The sequence below is a fragment of the Pseudomonas sp. S34 genome (genome assembly GCF_009866745.1).
GTDB lineage: Bacteria > Pseudomonadota > Gammaproteobacteria > Pseudomonadales > Pseudomonadaceae > Aquipseudomonas > Aquipseudomonas jessenii.
Genome location: NZ_CP019398.1, coordinates 5,818,136 through 5,838,056, shown reverse-complemented (window position 1 = coordinate 5,838,056; position 19,921 = coordinate 5,818,136). Strand labels below are relative to the sequence as shown.

The 19,921-nt window shown below is 60.2% G+C and carries 17 protein-coding genes; 10 read left to right on the top strand and 7 right to left on the bottom strand.

Annotation, left to right across the window (positions count from 1 at the left end; translation table 11 throughout):
- Window positions 1-89: 89 nt before the first annotated feature.
- Both metK and PspS34_RS26190 read right to left on the bottom strand, forming a co-directional pair.
- Window positions 90-1,280, bottom strand: a complete 1,191-nt coding sequence (gene metK / locus PspS34_RS26195; protein ID WP_008050251.1) for a methionine adenosyltransferase — start codon at window positions 1,278-1,280, stop codon at window positions 90-92.
- A gap of 18 nt (window positions 1,281-1,298) precedes the next feature.
- Window positions 1,299-2,294, bottom strand: a complete 996-nt coding sequence (locus tag PspS34_RS26190) for a metalloregulator ArsR/SmtB family transcription factor (RefSeq protein ID WP_057712962.1) — start codon at window positions 2,292-2,294, stop codon at window positions 1,299-1,301.
- A gap of 261 nt (window positions 2,295-2,555) precedes the next feature.
- Between PspS34_RS26190 and tkt the strand changes: the two genes are divergently transcribed.
- The 6 genes from tkt (at window position 2,556) to fba (ending at window position 8,911) form a co-directional block, all read left to right on the top strand.
- The gene (gene tkt / locus PspS34_RS26185) at window positions 2,556-4,553 is read left to right on the top strand and encodes a transketolase (RefSeq protein WP_154860988.1); all 1,998 of its coding nucleotides are present in this window, start codon (window positions 2,556-2,558) and stop codon (window positions 4,551-4,553) included.
- 150 nt (window positions 4,554-4,703) lie between these two features.
- On the top strand, window positions 4,704-5,756 hold the full coding sequence (gene epd / locus PspS34_RS26180) for an erythrose-4-phosphate dehydrogenase (protein ID WP_057716543.1): 1,053 nt from the start codon (window positions 4,704-4,706) through the stop codon (window positions 5,754-5,756).
- Window positions 5,757-5,768: 12 nt separating this feature from the next.
- A complete protein-coding gene (locus PspS34_RS26175) occupies window positions 5,769-6,932 on the top strand; it encodes a phosphoglycerate kinase (protein ID WP_057712964.1) in 1,164 nt (387 codons plus the stop codon).
- Between the two features lie 35 nt (window positions 6,933-6,967).
- The gene (locus PspS34_RS26170) at window positions 6,968-7,189 is read left to right on the top strand and encodes a hypothetical protein (RefSeq protein WP_150813772.1); all 222 of its coding nucleotides are present in this window, start codon (window positions 6,968-6,970) and stop codon (window positions 7,187-7,189) included.
- A 56-nt stretch (window positions 7,190-7,245) separates the two neighbouring features.
- Window positions 7,246-7,578: an MliC family protein gene (locus tag PspS34_RS26165; RefSeq protein WP_150813773.1), complete on the top strand. Its 333-nt coding sequence runs from the start codon at window positions 7,246-7,248 to the stop codon at window positions 7,576-7,578.
- A gap of 268 nt (window positions 7,579-7,846) precedes the next feature.
- A complete protein-coding gene (gene fba, locus PspS34_RS26160) occupies window positions 7,847-8,911 on the top strand; it encodes a class II fructose-bisphosphate aldolase (protein WP_007981624.1) in 1,065 nt (354 codons plus the stop codon).
- Between the two features lie 193 nt (window positions 8,912-9,104).
- Here fba and PspS34_RS26155 read toward each other — a convergent pair whose 3' ends face one another.
- The gene (locus PspS34_RS26155; protein WP_150813775.1) at window positions 9,105-9,773 is read right to left on the bottom strand and encodes a polysaccharide lyase family 7 protein; all 669 of its coding nucleotides are present in this window, start codon (window positions 9,771-9,773) and stop codon (window positions 9,105-9,107) included.
- 323 nt (window positions 9,774-10,096) lie between these two features.
- Between PspS34_RS26155 and PspS34_RS26150 the strand changes: the two genes are divergently transcribed.
- Genes PspS34_RS26150 through PspS34_RS26140 form a run of 3 tightly spaced genes read left to right on the top strand, consistent with a single transcriptional unit; the run spans window position 10,097 to window position 13,088 of the window.
- Window positions 10,097-12,220, top strand: coding sequence for an EAL domain-containing protein (locus tag PspS34_RS26150; RefSeq protein WP_154860989.1), 2,124 nt, complete (start codon window positions 10,097-10,099; stop codon window positions 12,218-12,220).
- A gap of 45 nt (window positions 12,221-12,265) precedes the next feature.
- The gene (locus tag PspS34_RS26145; protein WP_057712969.1) at window positions 12,266-12,754 is read left to right on the top strand and encodes a M48 family metallopeptidase; all 489 of its coding nucleotides are present in this window, start codon (window positions 12,266-12,268) and stop codon (window positions 12,752-12,754) included.
- Between the two features lie 37 nt (window positions 12,755-12,791).
- Window positions 12,792-13,088 (top strand): winged helix-turn-helix domain-containing protein, encoded by a 297-nt coding sequence (locus PspS34_RS26140; RefSeq protein ID WP_090178776.1) that lies wholly within the window; start codon window positions 12,792-12,794, stop codon window positions 13,086-13,088.
- A gap of 126 nt (window positions 13,089-13,214) precedes the next feature.
- Here PspS34_RS26140 and PspS34_RS26135 read toward each other — a convergent pair whose 3' ends face one another.
- Entirely contained in the window at window positions 13,215-13,667 is a 453-nt protein-coding gene (locus tag PspS34_RS26135; RefSeq protein WP_057712970.1) for a GNAT family N-acetyltransferase, read from the bottom strand.
- A gap of 258 nt (window positions 13,668-13,925) precedes the next feature.
- Here PspS34_RS26135 and PspS34_RS26130 point away from each other — a divergent pair, with 258 nt between their 5' ends.
- Window positions 13,926-14,663, top strand: a complete 738-nt coding sequence (locus PspS34_RS26130; protein WP_150813777.1) for a transporter substrate-binding domain-containing protein — start codon at window positions 13,926-13,928, stop codon at window positions 14,661-14,663.
- A gap of 156 nt (window positions 14,664-14,819) precedes the next feature.
- Here PspS34_RS26130 and yccS read toward each other — a convergent pair whose 3' ends face one another.
- The 3 genes from yccS to dbpA form a co-directional block, all read right to left on the bottom strand.
- Window positions 14,820-17,003: a YccS family putative transporter gene (yccS, locus tag PspS34_RS26125; RefSeq protein WP_090451867.1), complete on the bottom strand. Its 2,184-nt coding sequence runs from the start codon at window positions 17,001-17,003 to the stop codon at window positions 14,820-14,822.
- 226 nt (window positions 17,004-17,229) lie between these two features.
- Complete coding sequence (locus PspS34_RS26120) at window positions 17,230-18,408, bottom strand: NAD(P)/FAD-dependent oxidoreductase (protein WP_154860991.1); 1,179 nt, start codon at window positions 18,406-18,408, stop codon at window positions 17,230-17,232.
- Window positions 18,409-18,561: 153 nt separating this feature from the next.
- Window positions 18,562-19,899 carry an ATP-dependent RNA helicase DbpA gene (gene dbpA / locus PspS34_RS26115; RefSeq protein WP_235863953.1) on the bottom strand — a complete coding sequence of 446 codons (1,338 nt, stop codon included), beginning with the start codon at window positions 19,897-19,899 and terminating at the stop codon, window positions 18,562-18,564.
- Window positions 19,900-19,921 lie beyond the last annotated feature (22 nt).

Here is a 19,921-nt window from a genome sequence, read left to right as displayed (position 1 = left end):
CGAAGGCCTCGATACGGTGTAAAGCGAATACCAATAAAAAGCCCCGCAGGGCGCGAACCGTGCGGGGCTTCGGGTGTTGCGGGGGAACCTTACAGGCCGGCAGCAGAACGCAGGGCGTCGGCGCGGTCGGTTTTTTCCCAGGTGAACGTGGTGAAGGTGTCGTCACCAACGGTCTTGGTCGCCGGGGTGCGACCGAAGTGGCCGTACGCAGCGGTTTCCTGATACATCGGGTGCAGCAGGTCGAGCATGGTGGTGATCGCGTATGGACGCAGGTCGAACACTTCGCGGACCAGTTTGACGATCTTGTCATCGCTGATCTTGCCGGTGCCGAAGGTGTTCAGCGAGATCGAAGTCGGCTGGGCAACGCCGATGGCGTAGGACACCTGAATCTCGCAACGCTCGGCCAGGCCGGCGGCAACGATGTTCTTGGCCACGTAACGACCGGCGTAGGCCGCCGAACGGTCAACCTTCGATGGATCTTTACCGGAGAACGCGCCACCGCCGTGACGGGCCATGCCGCCGTAGCTGTCGACGATGATTTTGCGACCGGTCAGACCGCAGTCACCCACTGGGCCGCCGATGATGAACTGGCCGGTCGGGTTGATGTGGAACTGGGTGTCCTTGCTCAGCAGTTCGGCAGGCAGCACGTGCTTGACGATCAGCTCCATCACGCCTTCGCGCAGGTCGTTGTACGACACTTCCGGGTTGTGCTGGGTCGACAGAACGACGGCATCGATACCGACAACCTTGCCGTTTTCGTAACGGCAGGTCACTTGCGACTTGGCGTCCGGGCGCAGCCAAGGCAGCAGGCCGGATTTACGGGCTTCGGCCTGGCGCTGTACCAGCTGGTGCGAGAAGGTGATCGGTGCAGGCATCAGCACGTCGGTTTCATTGCTGGCGTAGCCGAACATCAGGCCCTGGTCGCCGGCGCCCTGATCTTCAGGCTTGGCACGGTCGACACCCTGGTTGATGTCAGGGGACTGCTTGCCGATGATGTTCATCACGCCGCAGGTCGCGCCGTCAAAGCCGACGTCGGAGCTGGTGTAGCCGATGTTGGTGATCACGTCACGAACGATCTGCTCCAGGTCAACCCAGGCGGAAGTGGTGACTTCGCCGGCGATGATCGCCACGCCCGTTTTCACCAGAGTCTCGCACGCCACACGGGCGAACTTGTCTTCAGCAATGATGGCGTCCAGCACCGCATCAGAAATCTGGTCGGCGATTTTGTCCGGATGCCCTTCAGACACGGACTCGGAGGTGAAAAGGGAGTATTCGCTCATCTCGATGTTTTCCTGAAATTACCGATGGTGAGTGTCGCCAGCCGGTCGCTGAAAATGGCGGACCTGGATCTGGAAACCATTACGTAAGCCTACATAGAGGCTTTCCCCGGGAACGAGTCCCGCAGCGGTGGCCCAACGGGCCAGATCGTCCTGTTCAAACCCCAGCCAGAGATCACCGCAGGCCTCCTTGGCCCAACTCTGGTTGTGGCTACATAACTCTGTCACTAACAGGCTACCGCCTGGTTGCAGCAAATGGGCCATGTGCTTGAGCGCATCGGCCGGTGCGGCAAAATGGTGCAGCACCATGTTCAGTACCACGCAATCGGCCTTGAGGCTGACGCCGTTCAAAGCATCGGCCAGTTGCAGGCTAACGTTAGTCAGCTTGTCGCGTTCGCAGACCTGGCGCGCCAGTTCGAGCATCGCGCTGCTGTTATCCAGCGCCGTGACTTGCGCGAAGCGGCGCGCCAGGTCCGGCAGGAATGCGCCATCGCCGGGGCCGACTTCAATGGCCGTGGCGTCTTTGTCGAAGCTCAGCTTGTCGAGCAGGGCCACCACGCTTTCGCGGTATTGCGGCAGGCCGGCGATCAAGTCTTGCTGGGCGCGAAACTTCTCCGCAACCCTTGAGAAAAAATCCTGGCTGGCCGCCGCACGTTGCCCATGGACCTGGGTGATGCGCGACTGTACGTCGGTCGGCAGCGTCAGGTTGTCCACTTCTTCGAGCAATGCTGCGTGCAGTTTGCCGCCCAGCAGTTCGGTGTGGGGCAGCGCGCGACGGTAGAAAATCGCGTTGCCTTCGCGGCGCGTTGCCACCAGGTCGGCCTGTGCCAGTACCTTGAGGTGGTGGCTCATGCCTGACTGGCCGATGCCGAAGATCTGCGCCAGTTCCAGTACGCCGAACGAGTCATTGGCCAGTGCGCGCAAGACATTCAACCGCAGGGGATCGCCGCCAGCCTTGCACAAGGCCGCCAGCTCATCGCAATCGTCATGTTGAATGGAGGGCACGCGTAAATTCATAAGGCCGGCAGTCTAGTCACGGGTCGAAGGTATCGCAAGAGCAATATCAAAAAGTTTTGATATTGCTCGATAGATGGCACTTCTCGACGTTAGCTTTTGTCAACAATCGGACCGCGGAAAGGTTTCACCAGGCGAATACGTCGTTATCCATTGGAAAAACGCCTTCAGATGACTATCTGTCATTGCCCCGAGGCGGCCCGGTGAGGGAAAATGCTCGCCTTTTTTCCGTTTCGTTTTAATCAAGCCCCCAGGAGAACAGCGATGCCTAGCCGTCGTGAGCGTGCCAACGCCATTCGTGCCCTCAGCATGGATGCCGTGCAAAAAGCCAACAGCGGCCATCCCGGTGCCCCTATGGGTATGGCAGATATCGCCGAAGTGCTTTGGCGCGACTACCTCAAGCACAACCCGAGCAATCCTTCGTTTGCCGACCGTGACCGCTTCGTGCTGTCCAACGGCCACGGCTCGATGCTGATCTACTCACTGTTGCACCTGACCGGCTACGACCTGTCGATCGATGACCTCAAGCAGTTCCGTCAACTGCACAGCCGCACCCCGGGCCACCCGGAACTCGGCTACACCCCGGGCGTAGAAACCACCACCGGTCCACTGGGCCAGGGCCTGGCCAACGCCGTGGGTTTTGCCCTGGCTGAAAAAGTCATGGCGGCGCAGTTCAACCGTCCTGGCCACAACATCGTCGATCACCACACCTATGTGTTCCTGGGTGATGGCTGCATGATGGAAGGCATTTCCCACGAAGTCGCTTCCCTGGCCGGTACCCTGGGCCTGGGCAAGCTGATCGCCTTCTACGATGACAACGGCATCTCCATCGATGGCGAAGTCGAAGGCTGGTTCACCGACGACACCCCGAAGCGTTTTGAGTCCTACAACTGGCAAGTGATCCGCAATGTCGACGGTCACGACCCGGAAGAGATCAAGACGGCGATCGACACTGCACGTAAAAGCGAGCAGCCAACCCTGATCTGCTGCAAGACCACCATCGGTTTCGGTTCTCCGAACAAGCAAGGCAAGGAAGATTGCCACGGCGCCCCGCTGGGTGACGCGGAAATCGCCCTGACCCGTGCGGCGCTGAAATGGAATCACGGCCCGTTCGAAATCCCGGCCGATATCTATGCCGAGTGGGACGCCAAGGAAGCCGGTCGCGCTGTTGAAGCCGAGTGGGACCAGCGTTTCTCTGCTTACTCCGCCGCGTTCCCGACTGAAGCCAACGAACTGGTGCGTCGTCTGAGCGGTGACCTGCCAGCTGACTTCAGCGAAAAAGCCTCGGCCTATATCGCCGAAGTGGCGGCCAAGGGCGAAACCATCGCCAGCCGTAAAGCCAGCCAGAACGCGCTGAATGCGTTCGGCCCGTTGCTGCCTGAGTTTCTCGGCGGTTCGGCTGACCTGGCCGGTTCCAACCTGACCCTGTGGAAAGGTTGCAAAGGTGTTACCGCCGAAGATGCCAGCGGCAACTACATGTACTACGGCGTGCGCGAGTTCGGCATGACCGCGATCATGAACGGTGTGGCGCTGCACGGCGGCCTGGTGCCTTACGGCGCGACCTTCCTGATGTTCATGGAATACGCGCGTAACGCGGTGCGCATGTCGGCCCTGATGAAGCAGCGGGTGATCCACGTCTACACCCACGACTCCATCGGTCTGGGCGAAGACGGCCCGACTCACCAGCCAATCGAGCAACTGGCCAGCCTGCGCTGCACGCCGAACCTCGATACCTGGCGCCCAGCCGACGCCGTTGAATCGGCGGTGAGCTGGAAGTGCGCATTGGAGCGCAAGGACGGTCCTTCGGCCCTGATCTTCTCGCGTCAGAACCTGCAGCACCAAACCCGCAATGCGATTCAGGTCGAAGAGATCGCGCGTGGCGGTTACGTGTTGAAGGACTGTGCGGGCGAGCCTGAGCTGATCCTGATCGCCACCGGTTCGGAAGTCGGCCTGGCCGTTCAGGCCTTCGACAAACTGACCGAGCAGGGCCGCAAGGTGCGCGTGGTTTCCATGCCGTGCACCAGCGTGTTCGATGCCCAGGACGCCGGCTACAAGCAATCGGTCCTGCCGTTGCAGGTCAGCGCCCGTATCGCCATCGAAGCTTCCCACGCGGACTACTGGTACAAGTACGTGGGCCTGGAAGGCCGCGTGATCGGCATGACCACCTACGGCGAGTCGGCGCCTGCGCCGGCCTTGTTCGAAGAGTTCGGCTTCACCCTGGAAAACATCCTGGGTCAGGCTGAAGAGCTGCTGGAAGACTGATCCAGAAGTTGCGTCATCCGGACTGCCGCCTTCGCGAGCAAGCCCGCTCCCACATTGGAATGCATTTCCCTGTGGGAGCGGGCTTGCTCGCGAAGACGGTGGTTCGGTCAACGCTGCGATGACAGATTCACCACGGTAATCGAGAATCCCATGCCTCAACCGCGTCCCTACAAAGTTGCACTCAACGGCTACGGCCGGATTGGTCGTTGCGTCTTGCGTGCGTTGTTCGAGCGAGGCGAAAAGGCCGGGTTCGAGATTGTCGCGATCAACGATCTGGCGGACATGGCCAGTATCGAATACCTGACACGCTTTGACTCCACCCATGGCCGGTTCCCCGGCGAAGTGAAGGTCGAGGGCGATTGTCTGCATATTAATGGCGACTGCGTGAAAGTCCTGCGCAGTGCCACCCCCGAAGGCATCGATTGGGCGTCCCTGGGCGTCGATCTGGTGCTGGAGTGCTCCGGCGCTTATCACACTCGCGAAGACGGCCAGCGTTTCCTCGACGCCGGCGCCCCGCGTGTGTTGTTTTCCCAGCCGATGGCCAGCGAGACGGACGTTGACGCGACCATCGTCTACGGCGTGAACCAGGACTGCCTGACCGGCGACGAATTGCTGGTGTCCAACGCGTCCTGCACCACCAACTGCGGCGTGCCGCTGTTGCGCCTGCTGAATCAGGCCATTGGTCTGGACTACGTGTCGATCACCACCATTCACTCGGCGATGAACGATCAGCCGGTCATCGATGCCTATCACCACGAAGACCTGCGCCGTACCCGTTCGGCGTTCCAGTCGGTGATTCCGGTGTCCACCGGTCTGGCGCGAGGTATCGAGCGCCTGCTGCCGGAACTTGCCGGACGAATTCAGGCCAAAGCCGTGCGGGTGCCGACGGTCAACGTGTCCTGCCTCGATATCACGATGCAGACCGCCACCGCGACCGACGCCACCGAGGTAAACCGGATCCTGCGCGAAGCCGCCACCAGCGGCCCGCTCAAAGGCCTGCTGGCCTACACCGAGCTACCCCACGCAAGCTGTGATTTCAACCATGACCCACATTCGGCGATCGTCGATGCCAGTCAGACCCGCGTTTCCGGCCCTCGGCTGGTGAACATCCTGGCCTGGTTCGACAATGAATGGGGTTTTGCCAACCGAATGCTGGACGTTGCAGAACACTATCTGCAAACAGCAACTTCAAAAAAACCGTAGGAAGTGCGACCCATGACCGTGTTGAAGATGTCCGACCTCGATCTGCAAGGTAAGCGCGTATTGATCCGCGAAGACCTCAACGTTCCAGTCAAGGACGGTGTTGTCACCAGCGATGCGCGTATCCTGGCCTCGCTGCCGACCATCAAGCTGGCCCTGGAAAAAGGCGCGGCCGTGATGGTCTGCTCGCACCTTGGCCGTCCGACCGAAGGCGAGTTCTCGGCCGAGAACAGCCTCAAGCCAGTCGCCGACTACCTGAGCCGTGCTCTGGGTCGTGAAGTGCCGCTGGTGGCCGATTACCTGGGCGGTGTTGACGTGAAAGCGGGCGACATCGTGCTGTTCGAAAACGTGCGCTTCAACAAAGGCGAGAAAAAGAACGCTGACGAACTGGCCCAGCAATACGCCGCCCTGTGCGACGTGTTCGTGATGGACGCCTTCGGTACCGCTCACCGTGCCGAGGGTTCGACCCACGGCGTGGCCAAGTTCGCCAAAGTCGCCGCTGCCGGCCCGCTGCTGGCCGCTGAACTGGACGCACTGGGCAAAGCCCTGGGTGCCCCGGCCCAGCCGATGGCGGCTATTGTTGCCGGCTCCAAGGTGTCGACCAAACTCGACGTGCTGAACAGCCTGAGCCAGATCTGCAACCAGTTGATCGTCGGTGGCGGCATCGCCAACACCTTCCTGGCTGCTGCCGGTCACCCGGTCGGTAAATCCCTGTACGAGCCGGACCTGCTGGACACCGCTCGCGCCATCGCCGCCAAGGTCAGCGTACCGCTGCCAGTGGACGTAGTGGTTGCCAAGGAATTCGCGGAAAGCGCCGCTGCGACCGTCAAACTGATCGCTGACGTCGCTGCCGACGACATGATCCTGGACATCGGTCCGCAGACCGCGGCGAATTTCGCCGAGCTGCTGAAGTCGTCCAAGACTATCCTGTGGAACGGTCCGGTCGGCGTGTTCGAATTCGATCAGTTCGGCAATGGCACCAAGGTGCTGGCCCAGGCCATCGCGGACAGCGCGGCGTTCTCCATTGCCGGCGGTGGCGACACCCTGGCGGCCATCGACAAGTATGGCGTGGCAGAGCAGATCTCCTACATTTCTACCGGTGGCGGTGCGTTCCTCGAATTCGTCGAAGGCAAGGTCCTGCCAGCCGTTGAAGTCCTGGAAAGCCGGGCCAAGGCCTGAGGGTCGCCCGTTTGACCAGGCAAGGGAGTGTTGACATGGTCAAGACGTTAGCGCTGTTGATCGTCGCGGGTTCACTGGCGGCTTGCGGGAGCAGCCCGAAAGCCACGCCGGAACCCGAGGCGCCTGCGTCGCGCAACGGCTGTTATCAGGCCGACTGGCAGGCGGAAACCAACCCGGTGCTCAACAAGCGCTCCGGGCCCGAGGGCCTGGACAAATACGAGACCCGGGCACCCGCCAAGGAACATGGCTGCCCTTGACGGGTCTGACTCTTTACTCAGGGCTGGCGGCGTGTGCCGTCAGTCGAGGGACATGGATGAAAGGTTTTATCGCCGTTACGGCGCTGGCGCTGTTGGCTGGTTGTGCTCAGTTGAACCCGTTCCAGTCGTCCGCGCCTGTGGATAACTGGACCACCTGGACCTGCGACAGCCAGGCCAAAGTGTTGTGGCGCTACACCGACGACAGCCTTAGGGAAGTCGACGTGCGTCTGGGCGGTGCCGATCAGGTCTACCGCTTGAAACAGGAGCCGGGTGCATCGGGTTCGCTGTACAGCAACGACATGCTGGCGTTTCACATAAAAGGTGAGGAAGGCCTGGTTTACTGGGTCGCCACCAATGATTTGATTGGCCGCGGTTGTAAGGCGCAATAACTGAAACACCACGGACCCAATGTGGGAGCGGGCTTGCTCGCGAAAGCGGTAGATCAGCTTGCATAAATGTTGAATGTTAAATCGCATTCGCGAGCAAGTCGAAACGTCGCACCGCCGCTCCCACAGTTGTTTTGTGTCGTGATTGAGATTGATGCAACACCGAATTCGCAGCCCGGGCTCAACCCCTGATCTGCAATAACTTGAATAGCCGCCGCCGCTACGGCAGGCTGGCACGATTAACGACCCTCAACCGGGAGAGATATACACAATGGCACTTATCAGCATGCGCCAGATGCTGGACCACGCAGCCGAGTTCGGCTACGGCGTTCCAGCCTTCAACGTCAACAACCTTGAGCAGATGCGCGCCATCATGGAAGCCGCTGACAAGACTGACTCCCCGGTGATCGTCCAGGCTTCGGCCGGTGCTCGCAAATACGCCGGTGCACCGTTCCTGCGTCACCTGATCCTGGCAGCCATCGAAGAATTCCCGCACATCCCGGTGTGCATGCACCAGGACCACGGCACCAGCCCTGACGTCTGCCAGCGCTCCATCCAGCTGGGCTTCAGCTCGGTGATGATGGACGGCTCCCTGGGTGAAGACGGCAAGACCCCGACCGACTACGACTACAACGTCCGTGTGACCCAACAAACCGTAGCCATGGCTCACGCCTGTGGCGTTTCGGTAGAAGGCGAGCTGGGCTGCCTGGGTTCGCTGGAAACCGGCATGGCCGGTGAAGAAGACGGCATCGGCGCCGAAGGCGTCCTGGATCACAGCCAGATGCTGACCGACCCGGAAGAAGCCGCTGACTTCGTAAAACGCACTCAGGTGGATGCCCTGGCCATCGCCATCGGCACCAGCCACGGCGCCTACAAGTTCACCAAACCGCCTACCGGCGACGTGCTGGCCATCGACCGTATCAAAGAAATCCACAAGCGCATTCCGAACACTCACCTGGTGATGCACGGTTCGTCTTCGGTTCCGCAAGAGTGGCTGGCGATCATCAACCAGTACGGCGGCGACATCAAGGAAACCTACGGCGTACCGGTTGAAGAAATCGTCGAAGGCATCAAGCACGGCGTGCGCAAAGTCAACATCGACACCGACCTGCGCCTGGCGTCCACTGGCGCAATGCGTCGCCTGATGGCCACCAACCCGAGCGAGTTCGACCCACGTAAATTCTTCGGCGCCACCGTCACCGCCATGCGCGACGTGTGTATCGCTCGCTACGAAGCCTTCGGTACTGCCGGCAACGCTTCGAAAATCAAGGCGATCTCGCTGGAAGGCATGTATCAGCGTTACCTGAAAGGTGAGTTGAACGCCAAGGTCAACTAAGCCTTTCGCGTTTGAGCCCCATAAAAAACCCGCCGAGACAGGCGGGTTTTTTATGGGCGATGATCCAGGATCGACGCGGTCAGTGTGGGAGCGGGCTTGCTCGCGAAAGCGGTGTGTCATTCAACATTAATTTCGTCTGACACTACGCCTTCGCGAGCAAGCCCGCTCCCACCAGATCAACAGTGCCTCGATATCAATTGTTGTGATCGATATCCAGCTTGCTGAAGGTCACTTTGCCGCCTTCAGTGGTGTACCCGGTGTTGTCCTGTACATAGACCCCGGCCTTGAAATACAGCGGTTTGTCACGCCAGGTTGTGCTGATTTGCGTATCCCATTGATAACCTGCCGCGCTGATGCCCAAGGCGCCACCGGGGCTGAGGTGAATGAGGTAGTTGAACTCCTGGTCGAGTTTCACCCCCGTCGCAACGATGATCACCCGGCCTGTATCGTCATCGGGATGCATCCGGACCTTGGCGACGATATTGCCGGTGCCTGTGCTGGTCTTGTATTGGTATTCAACCTTCACCAGAGGTTTCTGGCTTTGATAGGCATGGATCTGGCCGATGACGATTTTCCCGGAACTCGGCACCTGGTTCACTGCCAGAGTGGCATACAACAAATTGTCGGCTTCCGGGTAGTACCAGTTTTTCAACGTGCCGTTGCTGTAGGTTTCACGCAATTCGGTACGTGGGTAAATTGCGTTTTCGGTACGGGAGCCGGTCACGGGCGACCAGAAAAACAGTGTGCCGGTGTCGGAATGGAAGTATTGATCCTTGAAACCGTCCACCAGTTTGGCGGTTTCGACGGTGTACGGCGGGCTGCCAACGGGGACGCTGAGGTTCCAGGTTGCAAGATCGATCATGTCGGTTCTTCCACTTGATTCATGCTGCACGGACGTGCCAGAAGCTCTAGCCCGCACCTTCGGGGGCGGCCTTTATAAGCGTAGCGGGAGATTTTGTTAATGCCCGTCTGACGGGTGGCTGACGTCAACATCCTGTCGAAGCGACATCTTTCCAGGTTTCCATCGCCTGAACCATCGACCGTTAGTCGGTAAAAAGACACTATGATTAAATGATGGCTTACTGACACCTTCTGCTTTTGCAGAACCGGGTCTAGAGTGAAGGCGCAGTATGTGTCCGGTTTTCACGAGAAACCGGCCTGACACCCCGCAATTAGAGAAGCAGCATGGAATGCGCGCAACCCACGCCAGTAGAAGGCGGCTCAACCCTTTTAGTCGTCGACGATTACCCCGAAAACCTGATCAGCATGCGCGCGTTGTTACAGCGCCAGGGCTGGCGGGTCATTACTGCCACCTCGGGTTTCGAGGCCCTCGGCTTGTTACTTGAGCACGATATCGACCTGGTGCTGCTGGACGTGCAGATGCCGGACATGGACGGGTATGAAGTGGCGCGCCTGATGCGCGGTAGCCAGCGGACCCGTCTGACGCCGATCATTTTCCTGACCGCCAACGAACAGTCCCAGGATGCCGTGATCAAGGGCTATGCCAGTGGTGCGGTGGATTATCTGTTCAAGCCGTTCGACCCACAGGTCTTTACGCCCAAGGTCCAGGCGTTGCTCGAGCACCAGCGTAACCGCAGGGCCTTGCAGCGCCTGAGTCATGATCTGGAAGCGGCTCGTGCCTTTAATGCGTCGGTGCTGGAAAACGCAGCCGAAGGCATTCTGGTATTGGGTGAGGACGGTCTGATTCGTTTTGCCAATCCGGCGATGTCACGGTTGCTCAATGCCACGGTGCAGGAACTGCAAGGCAAGGAGTTTCTGGACTACCTGCAAAAACCGCATATCCCGATCTGGGCCGATTCCGAGTTGCTGGCCGGATACAAACGCGGCGAAACCCTGCGCCTGCACGATGCCCTGCTACGTACGGCGCCCGGGCAGCAAGTGCCGGTGGCCTTGTCCTGCGCGCCATTGCCCGCCGAGCAACATGCGATGGTCGTGACCGTGCTGGACATGTCGGTGGTGCGCCATCTGCATCAGCAACTGGAGTTTCAGGCGGTCACCGATCCGCTGAGCGGATTGCTCAACCGCCGGGGTTTCTACCAGACCGTAGAGAACCTGCTGTTGCGCGGTGAGCGTTCCGACCGCTCCTGGGTTTTGATGTATCTGGACCTCGACGGCTTCAAGCGAGTCAATGATTCGCTCGGGCACGATGCCGGCGATCGGGTGCTGCGCTGGGTCTCCGAACAGTTGAAGGCTTGCCTGCGGCCCTTCGACACTCTGGCGCGAATGGGCGGCGACGAGTTCACCGCGCTGCTGGATCTGGAGTTCCCCGAGCAGGCGGCGAAGATTGCCGAGAAGCTCATCGAGCGAGTGTCGATCTGTCAGCAGATCGACGGTTTCGATATCGCTCTGGGTGCCAGCATCGGCATTGCCTCGTTCCCTGATTGTGGTGCCAATCTCGACGGGATGATGCGGGCGGCCGACATTGCCATGTACGAGGCCAAGCGTGCCGGCCGCCAGCAATATCGCTTCTACGATCATGAAATGAACGGCCGGGCGCGCACGCGGCTGATGCTGGAAGAAAGTGTGCGCACGGCCATCGAGAACCGGGATTTCAATCTGGTGTATCAGCCTCAGGTTGCAATTGCCGACGGGCGGATTCGTGGATTCGAGGCCTTGTTGCGCTGGCAGCATCCGAGCGTTGGCGATGTCCCCCCGGGGCTGTTTTTGCCATTGCTGGAGGAGGCGCGACTGATCAGTCGCCTGGGCAGCTGGATTTACAATCGCGGCGCCGGGCAACGCAAAGCCTGGGAGTCCCTGTTTGCCGAGGACCTGGTGCTCGGCGTCAGCTTGAGCAGTACGCAGTTCGGCATGCCCAACCTGGTCACCGAGTTGCGCCAGGTGCTGGAGCGTCATGGCCTGCAACCGCGTCACCTGGAAGTCGAGGTCACGGAAGAGGCCTTGATGCACAACCCCGAAGAAACCCGCAAGCAGTTGCGCCTGCTGCACAACCTGGGCGTACGAGTGGCATTGGATGACTTCGGGGCCGGACCCTGCTCCCTGACGCACTTGCGCGACCTGGCGCTGGATACTCTGAAGATCGACCGCCATTTGATCGCCCGGTTGCCGGATTCGGCAAGGGATGCGGCGCTGGTGCGCAGTGTGATCGACCTGTGCAAGCAGTTCGGAATATTGGTGATTGCCGAAGGGGTGGAAACCGTCGCTCAGTATGAATGGTTGCAAGCCAACAGCTGTGAATATGTGCAAGGTTTTCTGGTAGCCCGGCCGATGATGGCCGAAGACGCCGGGGTCTTTGTCCAGCCGTTCGACTGGAGCGCGCTGCCCCGCTGAATTCGCTACACTGGCGACCTTTTAGTGACCTGTATTGCCGCCCCGATGACCGTGTTGAAATATCTCCAGGCCTATCCCGCCACCTTGCAGGATCAGGTGCGCCAGCTGATCGCCGACGGTCGGCTGGGCGATTACCTGAACCAGCGTTACCCGCAAAAGCACGGGGTGCAGAGCGACAAGGCGCTGTACACCTATGCTCTGGACCTCAAGCAGGAGTACTTGCGTAACGCTCCGGCCATCGACAAGGTGCTGTTCGACAACCGTCTGGACCTGACCCACCGTGCCCTTGGCCTGCACACCACGATTTCACGGGTGCAGGGTGGCAAGCTCAAGGCCAAGAAGGAAATCCGCATCGCTTCGCTGTTCAAGGAAGCGCCTTGCGAGTTCCTGAAAATGATCGTGGTGCATGAGCTGGCGCACTTCAAGGAATCGGACCACAACAAGGCATTCTACAAACTGTGCGAACACATGCTGCCGGGTTATCACCAGGTGGAATTTGATGTGCGGGTGTACCTGACGTGGCGGGATCTGTAGGAGCTGCCGCAGGCTGCGACCTTTTAAGGAGCATTGGATGGACGTGAGCAAGACCAAGAGCAGCTTCTATCGCCGGTTGTACGTGGCGTACCTGATCGACAGCGGGCTGGCCAGCAGCGTCCCGGCGCTGACCGAAGTCACCGGCATGCCCCGGCGCACGGCACAGGACACCATCGCGGCGTTGGCGGATCTGGATATCATTTGTGAGTTCGAGCAGGAAGAGGGCGCGCGCAACCATGCGGGGCGCTATCGGATTCGCGAGTGGGGTGCGATCGATCGCGGTTGGATCGAGCGCAATCTGCGGCAGATCAAGGCGGTGCTGGAGTATCCCTGAAATCTTTCAGTGATTTAACCGACGCTTTCGCGAGCAAGCCCGCTCCCACATTAGATCAGCAGTAAACACAGGTTTCGTGTGCGATAGATATCAAATGTGGGAGCGGGCTTGCTCGCGAAGAGGCCCTTAAGGGCGGCGCATCCCGATGTGTGGAATGCCATCCTCGACATATTCCTCACCCGCCACGACAAACCCATACCGCCCGTAATACCCCTGCAAATGCGCCTGGGCCGAGAGGTAGACCGGCAGACCGGGCCAGTATTTTTCGATCTGTTTGAGTGCCTGTTCCATCAGCTCATGCCCCAGCCCGGCACCGCGTGCCTGGGGTGCAATGATCACCCGCCCGATCACCACATCGCCGCCCTGTGATTGCGGGTCAAGCAGGCGCAGGTAGGCCACCAGCCGGTTACCGTCCCAGGCCATCACGTGGAGGGTGTCACCTTCCAGATCCTGGCCATCGATATCCTGGTAAACGCATTTCTGTTCTACGACGAACACTTCTGCACGCAGCTGCAAAATGGCGTACAGCTGCTCCTTGCCCAGGTCGCTGTGGTGTTTGCAGATCCAGTCGACTGTCATGTTTTGATTCCCTGAAAACGTCGTTCCGATACTAAGCGCACTCACGCCAGAAGTCTTTATGGCGGAAGAATCTGTGACAAAGGCCAAAATGCCATCATTCATTTTTCGCGCGGATGTCTTCTTTGTGTAATCTGGACCGAAGCGCTGTGCTATGGCTTCGATGAGCGAATGTTGAGTACCCGGGCCTTGCCGGTACAGGGGCCTTGGGGTTTTGGCTGAAAACACGTCGGGCAAGCCGCCCGCTAAGGATTTTCTGGCATGCCGCGATTGCATCGAGCTTTGGCCTTGATTGGATTGCTGTTGCTGGTTCAGGGAGCGGCGGCAGAAAAACTGCGGCTGGTCGCTGATGCCTGGCCCCCCTTTACCGATTCCACGCTCGTCAACGGTGGTCTGGCGACGGATATTGTCAGTACCGCGCTCGCCAGGGCTGGCTACGCCAGTGATTTCGAACAGGTGCCCTGGGCACGGGCCTTGATGGGATTGGGCGAGGGCCGATACGACGTGCTGGTCAACGCGTGGTACTCGGAGGAGCGGACCAGGCTTGGCCAGTTCTCCGGCGAGTACCTGCTCAATCGCGTGCGCTTTCTCAAGCGCAAGGACGCGCCCATTGAATTCAATAACCTGCAGCAATTGCACACCTATCCGATTGCCGTGGTGCGTGGATACGCCTATTCGCCCCCGTTCGACAACGACGAGTCGTTGCAGAAAGTCCCTGTGCACAGTTTCGCCATGGCGGTGCGCATGCTCGCGGCGGACCGGGTCAAGCTGACGCTGGAAGATGAATTCGTCGCCCGCTACTATCTGGCCCGTGAGTCACCCAAGGTGCGGAACGCCGTGGAGTTCCTGCCCAAGGCATTGAGCGAGAACAGCTTGCATATCATCGTCAGCCTGAAGAATCCCGAGCATGCACGGATCGTCGCCGGTTTCGACCGCGAGATCGCGGCCATGAAGGCAGACGGGAGTTATGACAAGTTGATGAAACGGCATGGGATGTGAGTGGGTTGAGCCAGTTTCTGTGTTGTTGCTGATGGCCTCATCGCGAGCAAGCTCGCTCCCACAGTAGATCTTCAGTCGACACAAGTTTTGTGAACATCAGAGCCCCCTGTGGGAGCGAGCTTGCTCGCGATGAGGCCCGCCCAGACACCACAGATCTCAATCCTCACTGGTGTCCTTGATCAGATGTGCCGCCAACGTCCTCAGCGGCCCCAACTGCCGGCAGATCAGCGCCAGTTGCGTCTGCACCAACCGCTGCCCCTCATCGATTTCATCAGGCATCTGTTCCAGTTCATTGGCCAGTGCTTCTTCTTCATCGCTCTGAATTTCAATCGAAGACTTGCTCGCCAGCCCTTGGGCGATCTCGTCGATGCTGGCGGCCAGTTTCACTCCGGCCCCTTCGATCAAATGTTCACGCACATCCGTCGGCAGTTGGGTTTCCCGGTGCGCGCCCAGGCCCGACAGGTAACTGAGTAGCGTGTGTGACAGCACCAGGAAGCGGAAGCCCACATCCGCCTCCTTTCGGAAATGTCCCGGCTCCATCAGCATGTTGGCCAGTGTGGTCGACAGTGCCGCGTCGGCGTTGTGCGCGTTGCGGCGGGCCAGGCGGTAAGCCAGATCGTCGCTTTTACCCGCAGCGTATTGCTGCATGATCTGGCGCAGGTAGATGCTGTTGCAGGCCAGGGTGTTGGCCAGCACTTTGTTCAGGCGCCGCCCCTGCCAGTCCGGCAGGAACAGGAACACCGCCAGCCCGGCAATCAGGCTGCCGAGCAAGGTATCGAACAACCGTGGCAGGAACAGTCCATAACCGTCACCTACCTGGTTGAAGCAGAACAGCACCATCAGGGTGATTGCCGCCGTCGCCAGGGTGTAGCGGGTGGTGCGGTTGGTAAAGAACACCACACCGGCGGCGATGGCGAAGCATGACTGGATCAGCGGGTTCGGGAACAGGTCGAACAGCGCCCAGGCCAATGTCAGGCCAATGGCGGTGCCGATGATCCGTTGACCGAGTTTGCGGCGAGTGGCGCCGTAGTTCGGTTGGCAGACGAACAGCGTAGTGAGGATGATCCAGTAGCCTTGGGACGGGTGAATCAAATGCACCATGGCGTAGCCGATGCTCAAGGCCAGGGGCAATCGCAGGGCATGGCGGAACAGCAGCGAGGTCGGCGTCAGCTGCGTGCGCAAGCGAAGCCACACGTCCTTGAGGCTGCGCGGCGAACGGTCGAGCAGGCTGCTGTCGGTGGCGTCGGCCAGGGCGTCGGGGTTACTGGCATCGCTGAGCAGGCGGTCGAGGGTGCCGAGGTTGGCCGCCAGTGCCCGCAGTGAACGCAGCAAACCGCGCCAGGCCGGGTTGCTCTGGATGCGCAGGTGTTCGAGAGAGGCATCCAGGTCGCTCAGGGCCTCGGCGAAACTGGCGTCATAGGTGAACGGCTGGCGCATCTGGATCGATTCGGCCAAGGCCCGGCAGGCCTTGCCTTGCTGGCGCAACAGGCGCTGGCAGCGGAACAGCACGTCGCTGTGGAAGAAGGCGTCGGCCAGGGCGTTGTACGGGTAGTGCGACGAACTGGCACGCTCGTGGATGTCCTGGGCGAGGAAGTACAGTTTGAGGTAGCGGCTGACTTTCGACCCCGGGCGCCCGTTGCCGACCCGGTGCAGGATGATCTCCTTGGCGGCGTTCAGTGCCGCCACCACGCGGCCGTTCTGTTGGGCCAACTCCAGGCGCCGCGCCTCCACGTCCATCTGCCGGATCGGCTCGAACAGCGAGGATTTGAGCTTCAGGTAAAAGCCCAGCTCGCGAAACAGTCGCGCCAGGCTCTGCTGCACCGGCTGATTGGAAAACAGCGCCTGCCACAACACCGACAGCAAGCCGTACCAGGCAGCACCGGCCACCAGCAGCATCGGCTCGTGCCAGACGTCGGTGACCGCACCGCCACGCTGGTCCACGCCGATCATGGTGTAGACCGAAAGGATCAACGTCGCCGAGGCAATCGCGCCATAGCGCTCGCCGAGGGCGCCGAGCATGGTCAGGCAGAATGCGGCCAGGGCGAAGGCGATGATAAACAGCGGGGGGTAGGGGAAGAGCAGTTCGACGGAGAGGGCGGCGACCGCAAAACACACCAGCGTCACCGCCAGTGCGTTGAGACGGCCCTGCCAGCTGTCGTCGGTCTCGGCCAGGGCACTGGCGATGATCCCCAGGAACAACGGGATCAGAAGGCCCATTTCATCCTGATACCAACACAGCGCCATGGTGCCGGTCAGGGCAATGAATACCCGCACGCTGTAGCTGAACTTATCCAGCGCCCAAAGGCGACGCAGAGACTGGCGGAACGAAGTCGATGACATGAAATGCGAAGGCCTTCCGAGGCAATGACGCTAAATTGAGCCACTAATGACGCCGACGCAATGGCGTCGATCACATCAGACAGCAAAATCTGTTCCTTTACCGAACAACATAAAACAAATGTGGGAGCGGGCTTGCTCGCGAAAGCGTCCTTTCAGTCAACATTGATGTTGAATGTTATGGCCCCTTCGCGAGCAAGCCCGCTCCCACATTTTGATTTGTGTGCGATCAGACGTACTGCGCAGCCGCGTAACCCGATGCCCACGCCCACTGGAAGTTGAACCCGCCCAGATGCCCGGTCACGTCGAGCACTTCGCCGATGAAGTACAGCCCCGGGCTTTTCAGCGATTCCATGGTCTTGGACGACACTTCATTGGTGTTGACGCCGCCCAGGGTCACCTCGGCGGTGCGATAGCCTTCGGTGCCCGCCGGCACGACTTTCCAGCTCGCCAGTTTTTCCGAGATATCGGCCAGTTCCGCGTGGGTGTACTGCTTCATCGGTTTGGAGACGAACCAGTTGTCCGCCAGCAGGCTGGCCATCTTCTTGGTGAAGATTTCACCGAGCAGGGTTTTCAGCTCGCTGTTGGGACGTTCGGCCTGTTGCTGTTGCAGCCAGCTCGGTACGTCGTGATCCGGCAGAAGGTTGATCTCGACGGTATCGCCGGATTCCCAGAACGACGAAATCTGCAAAATCGCCGGGCCGCTGAGGCCACGGTGGGTGAACAGGATGTTCTCGCGGAAGCTCTGGTCGTTGCAGCTCACCAGGCAATCCACCGACGTACCGGACAACTCGGTGCACAAGGCTTTGAGCTGATCGGTGATGGTGAACGGCACCAGGCCGGCGCGGGTCGGCAGCAGTTCGTGGCCGAACTGCTTGGCCACTTGATAGCCGAAACCGGTGGCGCCCAGGGTCGGGATCGACAGGCCGCCGGTGGCGATCACCAGGGATTCGCAGGTGATTTGGTCAAGCGTCGTGTCCAGCAAGTAGCCTTTTTCAAGCCTCTCGATGGTCTGGATCGAGGTGTCCAGGTGCAGGCTGACGCCGACCTGATTGCACTCGTTGAGCAGCATTTCGAGAATGTCACTGGATTTGTTATCGCAGAACAACTGGCCGAGTTTTTTCTCGTGGTACGGCACGCCGTGCTTGGCCACCATGCCGATGAAATCCCACTGGGTATAACGGGCCAGGGCGGATTTGCAGAAATGCGCGTTTTGCGAGAGGAAATTGCCCGGCTCGGTGTACATGTTGGTGAAATTGCAGCGGCCACCGCCCGACATCAGGATTTTCTTGCCGGCCTTGTTGGCATGGTCGAGCAGCAACACCTTGCGCCCGCGCCCGGCGGCGGTCAGTGCACACATCAACCCTGCGGCGCCAGCGCCAATGATCACGACTTCGGTAGAGCGCAAAACGGTGTCCTCTTGATGTATCACCACAAAACCAATGTGGGAGCGGGCTTGCTCGCGAAAGCGGTGTATCAGTCACCTGATAGATCGACTGACAGATTGCATTCGCGAGCAAGCCCGCTCCCACAGGGGATCTTCGTTGGGTCGAAGATCGTTTTACAAAATGCGCACGCGCAACGAACGGCCCTTGATCTTGCCGTCGTTCAGGCGCTGCAAGGCCTGCTTGGCGACGCCGCGCTCCACGGCCACATAGGCCTGGAAGTCGAAAATCGCGATCTTGCCGACCTGGGCACCGGGGATGCCGGCGTCACCGGTCAGTGCGCCAAGAATGTCGCCCGGACGAACCTTGTCCTTACGGCCGCCAGCGATGCACAGGGTGCTCATCTGCGGCAACAGCGGACCACCACCCTTGGAGGTGAGGTTGTCCACCTGATCCCAGGTCAATGGTGTCTTCTGCAATTGCTCGATAGCCTGGGCGCGCTGTGCTTCGGACGGCGCCACCAGGCTGATCGCGAGGCCCTTCTCACCGGCGCGGCCAGTACGGCCGACGCGGTGAATGTGGATTTCCGAATCACGGGCCAGCTCGACGTTGATCACCATGTCCAGGGAATCGATGTCGAGGCCGCGGGCGGCGACGTCGGTAGCCACCAGTACCGAAGTACTGCGGTTGGCGAACATCGCCAGCACCTGGTCGCGGTCACGCTGTTCCAGATCGCCGTGCAGGCCGACGGCGGAAATGCCTTTGGCGGTCAGGTGATCGACGGTTTCCTGAACTTGCTGCTTGGTGAAGCAGAAAGCCACGCAGGAGGCCGGACGGAAGTGGCCAAGCACCTTGGTCACCGCGCTCATGCGGTCATCCGGGGAAATCTCGTAGAAGCGCTGCTCGATCTGCGTGTCGTCGTGGAACGCCTCGGCCTTGACCTGCTGCGGGTTGCGCATGAACTTCGAGGCCAACTGCTTGATGCCTACCGGGTAGGTAGCGGAGAACAGCAAGGTCTGGCGACGTTCCGGGGCCTGCATGATGATTTCTTCGATGGAGTCGTAGAAACCCATGTCGAGCATGCGGTCGGCTTCGTCGAGGATCAGGGTGTTCAGGCCGTGGAGCACCAGCGAGCCCTTGCGCAGGTGCTGCTGGATGCGCCCCGGGGTGCCGACGATGATGTGCGCGCCGTGTTCCAGCGAAGCGATCTGCGGGCCGAGGGACACGCCGCCGCACAGGGTCAGGACCTTGATGTTGTCTTCGGCACGGGCCAGGCGACGGATTTCCTTGGCGACCTGGTCGGCCAGCTCGCGGGTCGGGCACAGGATCAGCGCCTGGCAACCGAAGTAACGCGGATTGATCGGGTTCAGCAGGCCGATGCCGAACGCGGCGGTCTTGCCGCTGCCGGTCTTGGCCTGGGCGATCAGGTCCATCCCCTTGAGGATCACCGGCAAGCTTTGCGCCTGGATCGGCGTCATCTGGGCATAACCGAGGGAGTCGAGGTTAGCCAGCATGGCGGCGGACAGCGGCAAAGTA

Excerpts from the sequence above, each read along its gene's own strand:
- metK (WP_008050251.1), bottom strand. The coding sequence starts at position 1,280 with ATGAGCGAATACTCCCTTTTCACCTCCGAGTCCGTGTCTGAAGGGCAT.
- PspS34_RS26190 (WP_057712962.1), bottom strand. The coding sequence starts at position 2,294 with ATGAATTTACGCGTGCCCTCCATTCAACATGACGATTGCGATGAGCTG.
- tkt (WP_154860988.1), top strand. The coding sequence starts at position 2,556 with ATGCCTAGCCGTCGTGAGCGTGCCAACGCCATTCGTGCCCTCAGCATG.
- epd (WP_057716543.1), top strand. The coding sequence starts at position 4,704 with ATGCCTCAACCGCGTCCCTACAAAGTTGCACTCAACGGCTACGGCCGG.
- PspS34_RS26175 (WP_057712964.1), top strand. The coding sequence starts at position 5,769 with ATGACCGTGTTGAAGATGTCCGACCTCGATCTGCAAGGTAAGCGCGTA.
- PspS34_RS26170 (WP_150813772.1), top strand. The coding sequence starts at position 6,968 with ATGGTCAAGACGTTAGCGCTGTTGATCGTCGCGGGTTCACTGGCGGCT.
- PspS34_RS26165 (WP_150813773.1), top strand. The coding sequence starts at position 7,246 with ATGAAAGGTTTTATCGCCGTTACGGCGCTGGCGCTGTTGGCTGGTTGT.
- fba (WP_007981624.1), top strand. The coding sequence starts at position 7,847 with ATGGCACTTATCAGCATGCGCCAGATGCTGGACCACGCAGCCGAGTTC.
- PspS34_RS26155 (WP_150813775.1), bottom strand. The coding sequence starts at position 9,773 with ATGATCGATCTTGCAACCTGGAACCTCAGCGTCCCCGTTGGCAGCCCG.
- PspS34_RS26150 (WP_154860989.1), top strand. The coding sequence starts at position 10,097 with ATGGAATGCGCGCAACCCACGCCAGTAGAAGGCGGCTCAACCCTTTTA.
- PspS34_RS26145 (WP_057712969.1), top strand. The coding sequence starts at position 12,266 with ATGACCGTGTTGAAATATCTCCAGGCCTATCCCGCCACCTTGCAGGAT.
- PspS34_RS26140 (WP_090178776.1), top strand. The coding sequence starts at position 12,792 with ATGGACGTGAGCAAGACCAAGAGCAGCTTCTATCGCCGGTTGTACGTG.
- PspS34_RS26135 (WP_057712970.1), bottom strand. The coding sequence starts at position 13,667 with ATGACAGTCGACTGGATCTGCAAACACCACAGCGACCTGGGCAAGGAG.
- PspS34_RS26130 (WP_150813777.1), top strand. The coding sequence starts at position 13,926 with ATGCCGCGATTGCATCGAGCTTTGGCCTTGATTGGATTGCTGTTGCTG.
- yccS (WP_090451867.1), bottom strand. The coding sequence starts at position 17,003 with ATGTCATCGACTTCGTTCCGCCAGTCTCTGCGTCGCCTTTGGGCGCTG.
- dbpA (WP_235863953.1), bottom strand. The coding sequence starts at position 19,899 with ATGCTGGCTAACCTCGACTCCCTCGGTTATGCCCAGATGACGCCGATC.